Here is a 14821-nt window from a genome sequence, read left to right as displayed (position 1 = left end):
AAATAAGCCCGGGTAAAGAAGTGGGCTCACTCAAGAATTGCGGAGCCCTGCTCCGGCGGGGCTCAGGAGCCGGAGAGGCTCAGGAGAACGCCCCGGGGTGCGACTGCTCCCGCACCGTCGCGTACTGCTGCCGCACCGCCTGACCCACCGCCAGCTCCTCGCCCGCCTCGAAGACCTGCGCCGCGGCCCCCTGCCAGAGCGGCAGTTGACCGGTCAGCGCCCACGCGGCCTGGCGCGCGGCACCGATCGCCGCGTAGTCCGCGGGCTGCGGCACCACGACCTGCGTACCGAAGAGCATCGGGGCCGCCGCCTGCACGGCGGGCAGCTCGGCGGCGGCGCCCAGCAGGAACACCCGCCGCACCTCGACACCCCGCCCGCGCAGCACGTCCAGCGCGTCCCCGAGCCCGCAGAGCATGCCCTCGAACGCGGCCCGCGCCAGATGCTCGGGCTTCATCGACTCGCGCCGCAGCCCGGTCAGCGTCCCCGCGGCGTGCGGCAGGCTGGGCGTCTTCTCGCCCTCCAGATAGGGCAGGAGTACGAGGCCGTGCGCCCCCGGCGTCGACTTCATCGCGAGCGCGGACAGCTCCTCCAGATCCGCGACGCCCAGCATCTCGGCGGTGCCGCGCAGCACCCGCACGGCGTTCATCGTGTGCACCACCGGCAGGTGCAGGCCCGTGGCGTCCGCGAGCGAGGTGATCATCCCGTAGGGGTCGGCCAGCGCCTCGTGGTGCACCGCCATCACCGACCCGGAGGCCCCGAGCGAGACCACGGCGTCGCCCTGCCGCACCCCGAGCCCGAAGGCGGCGGCCATCGTCTCGCCGGTCCCCGCGGATATGAGCAGCCCCTCGGGCGTCGTCCCCGCGGGCTCGGCGGGCCCGATCACCTCGGGCAGCATCGCCTGGTGCCCGAGGGCCATCTCGACCAGGTCGGGGCGGTACGAGCCGGTCGCCGCCGACCAGTAGCCGGTGCCGGAGGCCCCGCCGCGGTCGGTCGTACGCCGCGCGGGACGGCCGAGGAGCTGCCACACGAGCCAGTCGGGGGCCTGCATCAGGGCGGCCACGTGCCGGGCGGCCTCCGGTTCGGTCCTCGCCAGCCAGCGGAGCTTCGTCACCGGCTGCGCGGACTGCGGCACGCACCCCACGGCCTGCGCCCAGGCCTCGCGGCCGCCGAGGGCGTCGATCAGGTCGACCGCGGCCACCTGCGCCCGCCGGTCGTTGCCGACGAGCGCGGGCCGCACGGTGTTGCCGTGGCTGTCGAGCGGCACGAGGGCGTTCTGCTGGGCGGAGACGCCGATGGCCTGCACGCCTTCGAGCAGTCCGCCCCCCGCCGCCTCGCCGAGGGAGAGCAGCCAGGCCTGTGGATCGACGTCGGCCGGCCGTCCGCCGCCCTCGGCGCTCTCCAGCGGATGCGGGGCATAACCCTGCTTGAGTACGGCGCCCGTGTCCGTGTCACAGACCACAATGCGCGTGAAATCGGGCGAACTGTCCAACCCTGCGACTATCCCCATGCAAGGAATTCTGCCGCACCGCGGGACGTGTCCCGTACCTGTGTTCGCTACTCGTGACTCGTGACCCGTGACCCGTGACCCGTGACCGCTACGAGCCGACGGCTATGTGTTGGTCGTGCCCCAGTCGTCCTCGCCGGGCCCCTGCCCCCGCTCGCGCAGCGACCGCACCCGGTCGGCCACCGAGTCGGGCATCTTGTCCCCGACCTTCTCGGACACCGTGTGGAAGGCCTTGCCCGCCACCTCGCGTCCCTGCTGGCCCGCCGACTCGACGGTGTTGCGCACGGCCGGGTTCTGCGCGATCTCACGGGCGGACTTCTTCAGCTTCTCGTAGCGCTCGCGTCCGGCCCGGGTCCCGAGTACGTACCCGAGGGCCAGTCCCGCCACGAATGTGAGCCGGTACCGCATGGCTGCCACCCTTCCCTTGCCTCGTCTGCCACTCGCCTACTGATCGGCTGAGGGATACCGATTGGCGGAGCACCCCCCTGCTTGCGCTAATGTATGTGTCGCAGCGAGCGCCCGCCGCCCGGAGAGTTCCCAGCTAGGTGCGTTCGATGCAAACGAGACGATCCCCTGTAGCTCAATTGGCAGAGCAGCCGGCTGTTAACCGGCAGGTTACTGGTTCGAGTCCAGTCGGGGGAGCTCGGTCTCCTGTAGCTCAATTGGCAGAGCAGCCGGCTGTTAACCGGCAGGTTACTGGTTCGAGTCCAGTCGGGAGAGCTGTGAGGAAGGACCCCTGTGAGATCTCTCCGGGGTCCTTTTTCGTGCCCGGTGGAACCACGCGGGCAGCCCTGTGGTCCTCATCGTCGAGCGTTGCCGACCATCCGAAGCAGGAGATCGTATGAGCGGCTATGCTGCGGCAGACGGCGCGCACAAATGTGCGCGACGCGCCGTTAGGGGCGGTAGCTCAGCCGGTTAGAGCAGCGGACTCATAATCCGTCGGCCGTGGGTTCGAGTCCCACCCGCCCCACCACGGCGTCAGGGCGCAGGAACGATTCCACCTGCGTCAACTGTGCGCCTGCGGCGGTCGCTCTCTTTGCAGCGACACGCCACGAGATCGAGCCCGGACGGCAAGGGTGACCACCGGAGAGATCGCCGCTCCGAGGAGCGCGAAGACCGCCGCGAGCACCACCCATCCCAGGGCCCCGTGTTCGAGCACCAGCCAGGTGAACGCCGCGGGCGCGACGAGCTTGCCCACGTCCTGGCCCATGGCGTGAGTGGCTTGGTACTGGCCCTGAGCGTGATCCGGGGCGAGGTCGAAGGCGATGCCCCAGCTGCCGGCCGCCTGACGTACCTCGCCGAGGGCGTGGGCGACAGCGCCGACCACGAGGAGCACACAGGTCGCGACCATCGCGGTTCCGTCGCTCAGGGCGAAGAGCAGGCAGGCGGCCGCGACGCAGCCGGCACCCTGGAAGCTGGCGCGCGCGGCCGCCGCGGGGGAGTCGGCGCCCCGTGCGGCGCGGCTCTGGACGGCCACCACCAGGATGGTGTTGACCAGGAGGATGGCCGCGCTCATCCAGCGCGGCGCGCCCGTGTGCTGGAGCACCCACAACGGCAGGATGACGTCCAGGAGGACGGTGTGGGTGGTCAGCAGCCCGTCCAGCGCGGCGAACGACAGGAACGGTACGTCGCGCAGTACGGCGAGCGCGGTACCCGCAGACGCCGGGACCGGTGGGACGGGCGGTTCCTTCGCGGTGAGCAGTCCCGTGAGCAGGAAGGTGACGGTGATGAAGAGGACCGCGCTCTGGTACGCCCCGCGTGAGCCCACCGCCAGGACGAGACCGGCGAGGCAGGCACCGACGGAGATGCTCGCGTTGGAAGCCGCGCGCACCTGGGCGAGCACCTTCACGCGTCCCGCGGCGGGGACCAGTCCGGCGATCATCGCCTTGCGGGCGCTCCGGCCGGATCTGTAGGCGACGCCCTGGGCGGCGACGATGACGAGGTAGGCCCAGAAGTCGGTCGCGAGCAGCAGCGCCGCGGTCAGGGCGGCCAGGGCCAGGAAGGACCACATCTGCACGGTGCGGGGACCTGCCCGGTCGGCGAGGTGACCCAGAGGGATGCTGCACAGCAGGACGATCGCCGCGGCGACGCTCACACTGATGCCGAGCTGGCCGGGGGTCAGGTGCAGCATCGTGACCGCGTAGATCGAACTGAGCGCCATCCACAGCCCCTGGCCCAGCGACATCACCATCGTGATGACGGTGAGCAGCCGGGTCGGGCCCGGTGGAGGCAGGAGGGACTTCATACACGGGCTCCTCGCTGTGGCTCACGAGAGGCTAGATGACCCCTTCACCGCCGCGTGGTTCTGACGGGGAAGGGAGTAGATCCCGTAAAACCCACGGCGCTCGGCACGGCCGAGGGCTCGGAGGGCCCGGCTGAGGTGGGGGAAAACCCTTGGCAGAAAGGGATTTGCTCGCTTTGGAGGAAGTGCTCCCACGAGGGGCTGTCCGGTAGCGAGCCGGGCTATGTTCGGCCGGACCTCCCGCCAACCGAGTTCGGACGGACATGACCACAGCACTCACCCGACGCCTGGGCGCCGGACTGCTTGAGCAGGCGAGTACGCGCCCGGGCAATGTCGCGCTCACCCTGGGACGCCGTACCTACACGTACGAGGAGTTCACCGCCACCGCGCGACGCTGGGCGGCGGCACTCGTCGAGACGACCGGCGGGCGGCCCCGGAGGGTCGGGGTGTTCGCCGCGCGCAGCCAGGTCTCCTATCTGGGCGTGGCGGCCGCGCTCTTCGCAGGCGCCGCCTTCGTGCCGTTGAACCGGAAGTTCCCGCTGTCCCGGACCCGCACCATGCTGGAGCGCGCCGACGTCGACGCCGTCCTCGTCGATGCCGCCTCCGCGCCCCAACTCCCGGAAATCCTCGGCTCCGTGGCGTCCCGGCCCGTCATCGTGCTGCCCGAGACGCCGCGCGCGGACGTTCCCGCACTGCACGGACACCGGGTGCTGGACGCCGCCGATCTCGCCGCCTTCGCCCCTCTGGCGGAACTTCCCGAGCCGGCACCGGACGACCCCGCGTATCTGCTGTTCACCTCGGGCAGTACGGGTGTGCCCAAAGGGGTGCCCGTCACACACGCCAACGTGCGCGCCTTCCTGGACGCCCACCAGGACCGCTACCGCCTGACGGCCGACGACCGGCTCACCCAGACCTTCGACCAGACCTTCGACCTGTCGGTCTTCGACCTGTTCATGGCGTGGGAGCACGGCGCCCGAGTCTGTGCCATGGACCCCATCGAGCTGCTCGCGCCCTCCAAGTACGTGGAGCGCAACGGCATCACGGTCTGGTTCTCCGTGCCGTCGGTCGCGGCCGTCCTGCGCAAGCGCGGCGCATTGCTGCCGGGGACGATGCCGACCCTGCGCTGGAGTCTGTTCTGCGGCGAGTCGCTGCCCAGGGCCACCGCCGAGGCATGGCAGGCGGCGGCGCCGCATTCCGTCGTGGAGAACCTGTACGGGCCGACGGAACTGACCATCGCCTGCACCGCCTATCGCTGGGACCCGGCCACGAGCCCCGCCGAGTGCGTGCACGACAACGTGCCCATCGGGAGGCCCCACCCCGGGCTCGACGCCCTCGTCGTGGACGAGGACGACAACGAGGTCGCGGACGGCGAGGCGGGCGAACTCTGCGTCGCGGGCCCACAGACCACCCCCGGCTACTGGCGTGCTCCGGAGCTGACGGCCCAGCGGTACTTCGAGCGGGACGGCAGGTCGTACTACCGCACCGGCGACCTCGTGCGGCACATCGACGGCCAGTACGTCTGCCTCGGCCGCAACGACCAGCAGGTCAAGGTGGGCGGCCACCGGGTCGAACTGGGCGAGATCGAGGCGGCGGCGCGCAGGGCAGGGGCTCTGGAGGCCGTGGCCCTGGTGTGGCCGGACGCGGGGACGATCACCGCGGTGGTGGTCGGCGTCGACGATCCGCGGGCCCTGAGCGACGCCTGCGCGCGGGAGCTGCCCGCCTACATGGTCCCGAAGGCCGTTCACGTCATCGAGGAGATGCCCGTCAACTCCAACGGCAAGGTGGACCGCGCCGCCCTGCGCCGGTTCCTGGCCGACCGGGCCGACGGCTCCCGCTGACCTCCCCGGCCGTTTGACGAACCCCGCCCCCACCCGTGTACCGCAGGAGGGAACCCCATGCGCAGTGTCGACGCCCTCATCGCCCATACCCTGGGCCTGGCCGAAGACCGGATCACCGACACGCTGGAATACCAGTCGATCAGGGAGTGGGACTCACTCGGTCATGTCTCGCTGATGGTGGCGCTGGAGAGCGAGTACGGCGTGACGATCGATGACGAACTCACCCTCTCCTTACGGTCCGTGGCCGCGATACGTGACTTCGTGGAAGGCCAGCGGCAGCCCGCCGCACACCCCGCCGCGGCCCCGCCCCGCACCGTGAGACGCGGGCTCGACGGCGTCAGCTTCGACGAGACCACCATCACGCGGATCGACGGAGTGGCGGGCACTCTGGAGTACCGCGGCTACAGCATCCACGACCTGGCCGAGTACGCCTCCTTCGAAGAGGTCGCCCACCTGCTCGTGCACGGCGAACTTCCCGATGAGTCAGCCCTGGCCGCCTTCGAGAAGGAACTGCGTGCCGCGCGGTGCCTACCGGACCAGGTGCTCGCGCTCTCCAGGTCGCTCGCTCACGCGCACCCGATGGAGGCCCTGCGCACCTGTGTGTCAGCCCTCGGCGCGTTCGCGCCGAGGCGTGCCGTCTCCCTCGACGAGACGTACGAGCAGGCCCGCGACACCGGGATCGCGCTGATCGCCCAGGTGCCCATGCTCGTCGCCGCCCATCACGCCTACCGCAGCGGGCGTGAGCCGGTCTTCTCCACCGAGGAGAACTCCTACGCGCACGCCTTCCTGAGCGCACTGCTCGGCGAACCGCCGAGCGAGGCGGCCGTGCGCTTCATGAACAAGGGTTTCATCGTCCACGCCGACCACAGCTCCAACGCGTCGGCGTTCGCCGCGCGCGTCGCGACCGGTTCCCGGGCAGGGATGACGGCCGCGTTCACCGCCGCCATCGCCACCTTCGCCGGCTCGGTCCACGGCGGCGCCGCCGAACGCGTGGTCCGGATCATCGACGAGGTGGGGTCGCCCGAACGGGCCGAGCAGTACGTGGCCGACCTGCGCGGCCGGGGAGAACCGGTCATGGGGTTCGGTCATCGCGTCTACCGCACCGAGGACCCTCGCGTGCGTCATCTGCGCGCCACCGTCGTGGAACTGAGCCAGGAGCGCGACGACCGCGACGGCCTCGCCATCCTTGACGCCGTCGCCGAGGCGATGCGCCCGTACAGCCGGCACGGCCTCGCCCCCAACGTCGATCTGTACGCCGGCCTCGCCTACCGCCTCCTCGGACTGCCCGACGACCTGGCCGTGCCGCTGTTCGTCGTGGGACGCACCGCGGGCTGGGTGGCCCAGGCGCTGGAACAGCAGGCCAACAACGTGCTCATCCGGCCCCTCCTCGACTACGTCGGGCCGACGGGGCTCACCCACCCGGGAGCCGCGGCCGCGGAGGTGCGGGTTCGATGACGGCCGTCAGCACCACACACCTGGAGGGCCGGCGCGTCGAGTTGTACGACCTGCCCGCGTTCGCCGCGAACCGCGGGTTCGACCTGGGAGCCGTTCCGTACAGCGGGCGCGTCCTGCTGGAGTCCCTGCTGCGCTCGGGCGACCCCGCGACCGCGGCCACGCTGGGGAAGCGGCTGGCGGCGGGGGAGGACCCCGACGTCGAGATGGTGTTCCAGCCCGCCCGGATCCTCGTACAGGACTACACGGGAATCCCGCTGCTCGTCGATCTCGCCGCACTGCGGGACCGAGCCGCTGTACCCGGCCGCATCAACCCGGCGCTGCCCGTGGACGTGGTCGTGGACCATTCCGTCCAGACCGACTTCGCGGGCAGGCCCGACGCGATCGTCCGCAACGAGGCGCTGGAGCTGGACCGCAACCGGGAGCGGTACGCGTTCCTGAAGTGGGCCGAAGGCGCCTTCGACGGGCTGCGGGTCATCCCGCCGGGCCGGGGCATCGTCCACCAGGTCAATCTGGAGCAGCTCGCGACCGTCGTCGCCCGCGGTCCCGGCGACCTGCTCTTCCCCGACACGGTGATCGGCACCGACAGCCACACCACCATGGTCAACGGGCTCGGCGTGCTCGGCTGGGGTGTCGGCGGCCTGGAGGCGGAGTCCCTGATCCTGGGACTCGCCCAGCCCCTCCGCATCCCGCCCGTCGTCGGGGTCCGGCTCACCGGCACCGCGCCCCCCGGCACCACACCCACGGATGTGGTTCTCGCGCTCACCGAACAACTGCGTCAGGAGAACGTCCGGGGCCTCATGCTCGAATTCACCGGCCCGTCGGCCGGTGCGCTCTCGGCGCCCGACCGGTGCACGATCGCCAACATGGCCCCCGAGTACGGGGCGATGTCCGCGTTCTTCCCCGTGGACGAGGAGACCCTGGACTACCTGCTGCGCACGGGCCGCCACGCTGCCGACGTGGCGCTCGTGGCCGCGTACTACAGGCACCAGCGACTGTGGAGGGAGGACAAAGAGCCCGGCTTCAGCCGCGTGATCGAGTTCGATCTGTCGCGGGTCGGGCCGAACCTCGCCGGCCCCAGCCGCCCCGACCAGCGCATCTCGCTGTCCGAACTGGCCACCTCCTTCGCCGCGTTGTCCCCCGGGACCCCGCGCTCGGACAGCGGTGTCACCGACGGCGACCTCGTCATCGCGTCCATCACGTCCTGCACCAGCACGTCCAACCCGAAGGCGATGCTCGCGGCAGGCCTGCTCGCCCGCCGGGCGGTCCAGCTGGGGCTTTCCGTACCCGCGCACGTCAAGACCAGTCTGGCTCCCGGCTCCAGGGCGGTGACCCGGTACCTCAAGGACGCGGGGTTGCTCGCCGACTTGGAGAAGCTCGGCTTCCACCTCGTCGGATACGGCTGCATGACGTGCAACGGCGGCAGCGGACCGCTCAACGAGGGAGTCGGCCGGGCCGTCGACCGGGCGGGCCTGACCGTTGCGGCCGTCCTGAGCGGCAATCGCAACTTCGAAGCCAGGGTGCACGCTCAGGTCCGTGCCGGCTACCTGGCCTCACCCGCCCTCGTCGTCGCCCTGGCACTGATGGGCCACGTCCGCGCCGACCCGGCGCGCGAGCCGCTGGGTACCGGTCCGGACCTGCGCCCCGTCTTCCTGGCCGACCTGTGGCCTACCGACGCCGAACTGCAGGCGCTTGAGGCCGAGTTCGTCACGCCCGACGTCTTCACCGACGCGCCGGGGCCACAGCCCGGCTGGGACGCCGTGACCGCCTCGGACACCGACGCCTTCTCCTGGGATCCGGGCTCCACCTACATCCGGCCCCCCACGTACGCCGACGCGGCCCGCCCCCTCCGGGGCCCGCTCACCGGCGCACGGGCGCTGCTCGCCCTCGGGGACGACGTCAGCACCGACCACATATCGCCGGTGGGCGCCATCTCCGCCGACTCCCCGGCAGGCCGCTTCCTCAAGGAGAGAGGGGTGCGAGCCTTCAACTCCTACGGCTCGCGGCGCGGCAACCACGAAGTGATGGCCCGGGGCACCTTCAGCAACCCGCGGCTGACCAACCACCTCCTCGCGGAGGGCCCCTCGGGCGGCGACACGCTCCACCTGCCGAGCGGGGTGCGCCTGCCCGTGTACGAGGCCGCACGCCGCTACACGGACGCGGGTACCCCGCTGATCGTGCTGGCCGGACGCTCCTACGGCATGGGTTCGTCGCGTGACTGGGCCGCCAAGGGGCCGTGGCTGCTGGGCGTGCGTGCCGTGGTGGCGGAAAGCTTCGAGCGCATCCACCGCGCCAATCTCTGCGCGATGGGCATCCTCCCCCTGCTGCTGCCCGAAGGGCGCGGCTGGCGCGACATCGGCCTGACCGGACACGAGACGTTCGACCTGGGCCTCGACCACGTGCGCGAGACAGGCCGTGCCGAGGTCGTGGCCGACGGCCGCTCCTTCACCGTACGAGCCGACGTGCGCTCGGCGGGTGAGTGGGACGTCCTGCTGGCGGGCGGCATGCTGCCGCATCTGCTGACGCGGCTGGGCGCGAGTGATGCCCCGTGAACCGGCCCGTCCTCGACGAACTCGGCCTGGCGCACGCCGCCCACGCGGACGCGCTGGCCTCCGGTGACAAAGCCTTCGTCCCCGTGCACACGGGCACCCACGACGTGCGGATCGGCACACTGGTGGACCTGCTGCACCGGCACACGGACCTGGTGCCGCCCCGCACCGGCCACCTCGGCAACTGGGAGGACATCGCACTCGGGCGGTCCGGACCCATGGATTTCAACACCGCGATCTGTCGCGCCGGGTACGGCTATCCGTTGATCTACGGGTTCACGCGGACCGAGGCCGAGACGGAGGGCGGGGACGAGGCCTACCAGCCGGGCTCACTGATCCGGCACGGCCGACGCGACGTGCTCACCCTGCGCACCTGGGACGGGACCGCATTCGTCCGCCGGGACCGCGACCGCCCGCTGTTCTGTCCCGTGGTCCAGGCGGAAGCCGACGGCGGACTGGTGCCGCTCGTCGACCTGCACTGGCGGCGCATGCGCCAGATCCCGGAATTCCGCTTCCGGCAATGGGCGGACGTCCTCGTCGAGAACGACCGGCTGGTGACCGACATGCTCACCCTGCTGATCGAACAGGCGGACCGCACGGCCAAGCAGGGCACCCGGCTGTCCGAGCTGATCAGCCAGGCCGCACGGCCCGACGGCACGGTCGGCCGCTGTGATGTCATCCGTGACGGTTCGGCGTACGTGCTGGACGGGCACCGCTTCCCCTCCGCCCGCGCGCTCGCCGAGGCGGTGATGGAGCTGGTCCGGGCGCTGGTCGAACCGGCCGCGTTCTTCGCCCGGCTGGGCGAGCTGCCGCCCGTGCTGCCGGTGATGTCGCTGCCGCTGACCAATGTCCTGTTCGGCCTCCTGGACACCCACCACCCCGAGGGCGCGGGAAAGGCGGCCGAGAGTCCTTTCATCACCCACCTCCACTGGGGCGCCCGCGCCATGGCCGGCTGCCCGCCCCGGCGCGGTGGCTACCTGACCCGTCGCTCCACCGTCCGCTCGCTGCGCGCCATCGCCTCGCCCCTGGTCCACCACTTCGACGAGGCACGTCCGTTGGCGTTCGTCCTGCTGCCCGCCCAGGCCTTCATGCTGTGCCCGCCCAGCACCTCGCCCGCCGACACGGAACTCATGGAGGGCCTGCTGGCGAGCCTGCGCGCGGTGGGTCCGGACGACGCCTACGAGGCCACGCTGGGCTGGCTGGCACGGCACGGCGAACGCCTCTCCCCGTACCTGCGGGGCCGATTCCGCGGCGGCAGCGGAGTACCCGCCGACGGCACCCCGCGCTCACCCGCCGTCCCGGTGGAACCGGACGGGTTCCGCGACATCACCTTCCGTCAGGCCTGCGCCGCCGTGGCCGCCTTCGAGGAGGCCTACGGATGAGGCTCCACCACCGCGTCGTCTCGGTGCACCTGGCACGGCCCTTCGTCAGCAACGCGGGGGTCACCACGCAGGTGCGGCAGAGCGTGGTCGAAGTGGGCTGGCGAGGACTGACGGGCCACGGCACCGCGCGCGGCGCCGACCCGGACGCCGTCGATGCCTGCGCCGAGGTGCTCCGGGCCGCCGCGACGCCGTACGAACTCCGGCGAGTGATGGGGCTGCTGACGGCGGAGGGCATCGAGCCGGCGGCCCGGTCCGCGGTCGACATGGCCCTGCACGATCTGCTCGGCAAGGCCTGCGGACAACCGCTGCACCACCTCCTCGGCCTGGCCGGGCTGCCCGTCCCGCCGACGGCCGTCTCCATCGGGGCCTGCACCGACGGCGAACTCGCCGCGGCGGGCCGCTCCCTCGCGCACTGGCCGGTGCTGAAACTGAAGTACACGCCGGACGACGACGGGAGCCGCGTCCGCGTACTGCGCTCGGTGTACGACGGTCGGATCAGGGTCGACGGCAACGGTTCCTGGGAACCCGAGCAGGCGGTGCGGGTCGCCCACGAACTGGGCCGGTACGGCGTGGAGATGCTCGAACAGCCCGTGCCACCGGGTGAGGTGGACGCCCTGCGGTACGTGAGCGACCGCGCGCCACTGCCCGTCTACGCGGACGAGGACTGCCACGGACCCGACGACGTACAGCGTCTGCGCGGCCAGGTGGCCGGCATCAACATCAAGCTCGTCAAGTGCGGCGGCCTGCTCGCGGCCCGGGAGACCATCGACCTGGCCCGGCGCGCCGGGCTCGCCGTCATGCTCGGCTGCAAGCTGGAGAGCTCGCTCGGGGTGACCGCCATGGCCCAACTCGCGGGGCTCGCCGACCATCTCGACCTGGACGGCCATGTGGGTCTGGTCGATGATCCCTTCACCGGCGCGGACGTGACCGCCGGTGTGGTGACCCTGCCGCCGGGCCCGGGGCTGGGTGTCACCGCGAACCAGATGAACGACGGAGAAGAGTGACATGCGACTGCGCTGTGCCGTACTCGACGACTTCCAGAACGCCGCGCTCGACGCGGCCGACTGGGGCCCGGTCCAGGACCGGGTGGAGATCGTCTCGTTCGCCGACCACCTCACCGACGACGACCGGCTGGCCGAGCGGCTAGCCGACTTCGACATCGTGGTGACGCTGCGCGAGCGGGTGCCCTTCCCGGCGACGCTGCTGGAGCGGCTGCCCCGGCTGAAGCTGCTCGTGGCCTCCGGCATGCGCAACTCCGTCATCGACTTCGAAGCCGCCCGGCGGGCCGGTGTCACGGTGTGCGGCACCGCCAGCTCCTCCACGCCGCCGGTGGAGCTGACCTGGGCACTGCTGCTCGGACTGGCCCGGAACGTCGTCGGGGAGTCCGTCGCGCTCCGCGACGGCGGCCCCTGGCAGTCCAGTGTCGGCGCCGATCTGCACGGACGCACCCTCGGCCTGCTCGGCCTCGGGAAGATCGGAAGCCGTGTCGCCCAGGTGGGACTCGCGTTCGGCATGCGGGTGTGCGCCTGGAGCCAGAACCTCACCGAGGAACGGGCCGTCGAGTGCGGCGTCGAACTCGCGTCGAGCAAGGAGGAACTGCTCGGCACGGCCGACTTCGTCTCCATCCACCTGGCACTCGGCGAGCGCACCCGCGGCCTCGTCGGGGCCGCCGAGCTGAAGCTCCTCAAGCCCACCGCCTACCTGATCAACACGTCGCGTGCGGCGATCGTCGACCAGGACGCCCTGCTCGCCGCCCTGCACGAGGGCCGGATCGCGGGCGCCGGTGTCGATGTCTTCGACGTGGAACCCCTCCCCGCCGACCACCCGCTGCGTACGGCGCCCCGCCTGCTCGCCACCCCGCACCTCGGCTATGTCTCGCAGAGCAACTACGCCACGTACTACAGCCAGGCGGTGGAGGACATCCAGGCATACCTGGCGGGCGGTCCTGTCCGCCGACTCGACTGAACCAAGGCCGTATCTCAGCTCTTCCTGGGAGAAACAACGTGAGTTCGCAACGCCGCATGATGAAACTGGGTGCCTTCCTGCCCGCTCCCGGGCATCATGTCGCCGCCTGGCGGCACCCCGACGCCCGCCCCGACGGCGGACTCGACTTCGACTTCTACCGCTCACTCGTGCGGACGGCCGAGCGCGGCCGCTTCGACATGGTGTTCCTCTCCGACGGAGCGGGAGTACGCACCAAGTACCGGGACGCCGACGAGCTGAGCAGGCAGGGGCGCATGGTGCACTTCGAACCGCTGACCCTGCTGTCCGCGCTCGCGGTGCACACCACGCACATCGGTCTCACGGCCACCGCGTCGACGAGCTACAACGAACCGTTCACCGTGGCCCGCCAGTTCGCCTCGCTCGACCACCTCAGCGCCGGCCGGTCCGGGTGGAACGTGGTCACCTCGGCCACGGACGCGGAGGCCCGCAACTTCAACCTCGACCACCAGCTGCCCCACGCCGCTCGCTACCGCCGGGCGCACGAGTTCATGGAGGTCGTCACCGGCCTGTGGGACAGCTGGGAGGACGATGCCTTTCTGTACGACAAGGAGGGCGGACGCTTCTTCGACCCGGCGAAGCTGCACGTCCTGGGGCACAAGGGCGAGCACTTCCAGGTGCGTGGACCGCTGAACGTCGCCCGCCCGCCCCAGGGGCACCCCGTGATCGTGCAGGCCGGCTCGTCCCCCGACGGACAGGACTTCGCCGCTCGCTGGGCCGAGGTCGTCTTCACCGTGCAGCAGACACGCGAAGGCGCCCAGGCCTACTACCGGGGACTGAAGAAGCAGGTAGCCGACCACGGACGCGACCCGGACCAGGTCAAGGTCCTGCCCGGCGCGTTCGTCGTCGTCGGCAGGACCCGGGCCGAGGCCGAGGACAAGTACGCCACGCTCCAGGACCTGGTCGACCCGGTCGTCGGACTCGGCATGCTCTCGTATCAGCTCGGCATGGTCGACATATCCGGCTACCCGTTGGACGGCCCGTTGCCGGAGCTTCCGGCGACGGAGGGCTCCACGAGCAAGCAGCAGCTTCTCTACGAGAAGGCCCGCAGGGAAGGGCTCACCATCCGCGAGCTGTATCTGTCCGTAGCCGCGGGCCGGGGCCACCGCTTCCTGCTCGGAACACCGGAGTCCATCGCGGACGAGCTGGAGGACTGGTTCGTCAACGAGGCCGCCGACGGCTTCAACATCATGCCCGACTACCACCCCGGCGGCCTGGACGCCATCGTCGACCTCCTGGTGCCCGAACTGCGGCGGCGTGGGCTGACGCGCACCGAGTACGAGGGCACCACGCTCCGCGACCACCTCGGCCTGCCCCGCCCGCCGTTCACCACCACCACGACGGCGGCACTGTGACCGTCGAACCGCCGGCCCTGCGCTCGGTGCTGCGCACCCACGCCTCCGGGGTGGCCGTGCTCACCGCGGTGGGCGAAACCGGGCCCGCGGGCGTGACCATCACCTCGTTCACGTCGGTCAGCGCCCGCCCGGCCCTGGTGTCCTTCGCGCTGGCCGAGACCTCCAGCACCTGGACGCTGATACGGAACGCCGACTGGTTCGGGGTGCAGTTGCTCGGGGCCCATCAGGCCGAGCTGGCCCAGCGGTTCGCGACCCGTGGAGCCGACCGGTTCGCCCCGCCCACCGTGTGGCACACGGGCCCGCACGGCGTACCCCTGCTCGACGGCTGTCTGGGCTGGCTGGTGTGCGCTCCTCGCCAGGTCGTCCGGGCCGGCGACCACCATCTGGTGCTGGCCGCCGTCGAGCACGTACGGGAGGGCGAGCCCGGAGCCGGGCTCGTCCACGTCCACGGAGGACTGCGGCCGGTTGCCGACACGACTGCGTCAAGGATCTGAACTG

Annotated in this window: 11 protein-coding genes and 3 tRNA genes; 11 read left to right on the top strand and 3 right to left on the bottom strand. The window is 71.3% G+C overall.

Going from position 1 to position 14821, the window contains the following annotated elements; genetic code table 11:
- Positions 1 to 79 precede the first annotated feature (79 nt).
- The gene (locus tag CP975_RS10985) at positions 80 to 1507 is read right to left on the bottom strand and encodes an FGGY family carbohydrate kinase (protein WP_055527611.1); all 1428 of its coding nucleotides are present in this window, start codon (positions 1505 to 1507) and stop codon (positions 80 to 82) included.
- Between the two features lie 102 nt (positions 1508 to 1609).
- Positions 1610 to 1912: a YtxH domain-containing protein gene (locus CP975_RS10980; RefSeq protein WP_055527610.1), complete on the bottom strand. Its 303-nt coding sequence runs from the start codon at positions 1910 to 1912 to the stop codon at positions 1610 to 1612.
- 161 nt (positions 1913 to 2073) lie between these two features.
- Between CP975_RS10980 and CP975_RS10975 the strand changes: the two genes are divergently transcribed.
- The 3 genes from CP975_RS10975 to CP975_RS10965 all read left to right on the top strand — a co-directional run bounded on the left by CP975_RS10975 (position 2074) and on the right by CP975_RS10965 (position 2477).
- A tRNA-Asn gene (locus CP975_RS10975) sits at positions 2074 to 2146 on the top strand.
- 5 nt (positions 2147 to 2151) lie between these two features.
- Positions 2152 to 2224 (top strand) — tRNA-Asn (locus tag CP975_RS10970).
- A 176-nt stretch (positions 2225 to 2400) separates the two neighbouring features.
- A tRNA-Ile gene (locus tag CP975_RS10965) sits at positions 2401 to 2477 on the top strand.
- A 33-nt stretch (positions 2478 to 2510) separates the two neighbouring features.
- On the opposite strand, the gene CP975_RS10960 is transcribed toward CP975_RS10965, so the two are convergent.
- On the bottom strand, positions 2511 to 3749 hold the full coding sequence (locus CP975_RS10960; RefSeq protein ID WP_055527608.1) for an MFS transporter: 1239 nt from the start codon (positions 3747 to 3749) through the stop codon (positions 2511 to 2513).
- 260 nt (positions 3750 to 4009) lie between these two features.
- Here CP975_RS10960 and CP975_RS10955 point away from each other — a divergent pair, with 260 nt between their 5' ends.
- The 8 genes from CP975_RS10955 to CP975_RS10920 are packed head-to-tail and all read left to right on the top strand — an operon-like array spanning position 4010 to position 14817.
- Complete coding sequence (locus tag CP975_RS10955; protein WP_055527606.1) at positions 4010 to 5584, top strand: amino acid adenylation domain-containing protein; 1575 nt, start codon at positions 4010 to 4012, stop codon at positions 5582 to 5584.
- 57 nt (positions 5585 to 5641) lie between these two features.
- Entirely contained in the window at positions 5642 to 7039 is a 1398-nt protein-coding gene (locus CP975_RS10950; protein WP_055527604.1) for a citrate/2-methylcitrate synthase, read from the top strand.
- Positions 7036 to 9588 (top strand): aconitate hydratase AcnA, encoded by a 2553-nt coding sequence (gene acnA, locus CP975_RS10945; protein WP_055527602.1) that lies wholly within the window; start codon positions 7036 to 7038, stop codon positions 9586 to 9588. Before CP975_RS10950 ends, acnA begins: the two co-directional genes overlap by 4 nt.
- Complete coding sequence (locus CP975_RS10940; RefSeq protein ID WP_055527601.1) at positions 9585 to 10967, top strand: DUF6025 family protein; 1383 nt, start codon at positions 9585 to 9587, stop codon at positions 10965 to 10967. Before acnA ends, CP975_RS10940 begins: the two co-directional genes overlap by 4 nt.
- On the top strand, positions 10964 to 11971 hold the full coding sequence (locus CP975_RS10935; protein ID WP_055527600.1) for a dipeptide epimerase: 1008 nt from the start codon (positions 10964 to 10966) through the stop codon (positions 11969 to 11971). Before CP975_RS10940 ends, CP975_RS10935 begins: the two co-directional genes overlap by 4 nt.
- Before the next feature lies 1 nt (position 11972).
- Positions 11973 to 12932: a D-2-hydroxyacid dehydrogenase family protein gene (locus CP975_RS10930; protein WP_055527598.1), complete on the top strand. Its 960-nt coding sequence runs from the start codon at positions 11973 to 11975 to the stop codon at positions 12930 to 12932.
- 38 nt (positions 12933 to 12970) lie between these two features.
- The gene (locus CP975_RS10925; protein ID WP_055527596.1) at positions 12971 to 14323 is read left to right on the top strand and encodes an LLM class flavin-dependent oxidoreductase; all 1353 of its coding nucleotides are present in this window, start codon (positions 12971 to 12973) and stop codon (positions 14321 to 14323) included.
- Positions 14320 to 14817, top strand: a complete 498-nt coding sequence (locus tag CP975_RS10920) for a flavin reductase family protein (protein WP_055527594.1) — start codon at positions 14320 to 14322, stop codon at positions 14815 to 14817. The genes CP975_RS10925 and CP975_RS10920 overlap by 4 nt, the downstream gene beginning before the upstream one ends.
- The last annotated feature ends 4 nt before the right edge of the window (positions 14818 to 14821 follow it).

The sequence above is a fragment of the Streptomyces alboniger genome (assembly GCF_008704395.1).
Classification (GTDB): Bacteria; Actinomycetota; Actinomycetes; order Streptomycetales; family Streptomycetaceae; genus Streptomyces; species Streptomyces alboniger.
This window is presented reverse-complemented; position numbering and strand designations above follow the sequence as displayed.

Coding starts and splice junctions, on each gene's coding strand:
- CP975_RS10950 (WP_055527604.1), top strand. CDS start 5,642: ATGCGCAGTGTCGACGCCCTCATCGCCCATACCCTGGGCCTGGCCGAA.
- CP975_RS10930 (WP_055527598.1), top strand. CDS start 11,973: ATGCGACTGCGCTGTGCCGTACTCGACGACTTCCAGAACGCCGCGCTC.
- CP975_RS10955 (WP_055527606.1), top strand. CDS start 4,010: ATGACCACAGCACTCACCCGACGCCTGGGCGCCGGACTGCTTGAGCAG.
- CP975_RS10985 (WP_055527611.1), bottom strand. CDS start 1,507: ATGGGGATAGTCGCAGGGTTGGACAGTTCGCCCGATTTCACGCGCATT.
- CP975_RS10980 (WP_055527610.1), bottom strand. CDS start 1,912: ATGCGGTACCGGCTCACATTCGTGGCGGGACTGGCCCTCGGGTACGTA.
- acnA (WP_055527602.1), top strand. CDS start 7,036: ATGACGGCCGTCAGCACCACACACCTGGAGGGCCGGCGCGTCGAGTTG.
- CP975_RS10960 (WP_055527608.1), bottom strand. CDS start 3,749: ATGAAGTCCCTCCTGCCTCCACCGGGCCCGACCCGGCTGCTCACCGTC.
- CP975_RS10935 (WP_055527600.1), top strand. CDS start 10,964: ATGAGGCTCCACCACCGCGTCGTCTCGGTGCACCTGGCACGGCCCTTC.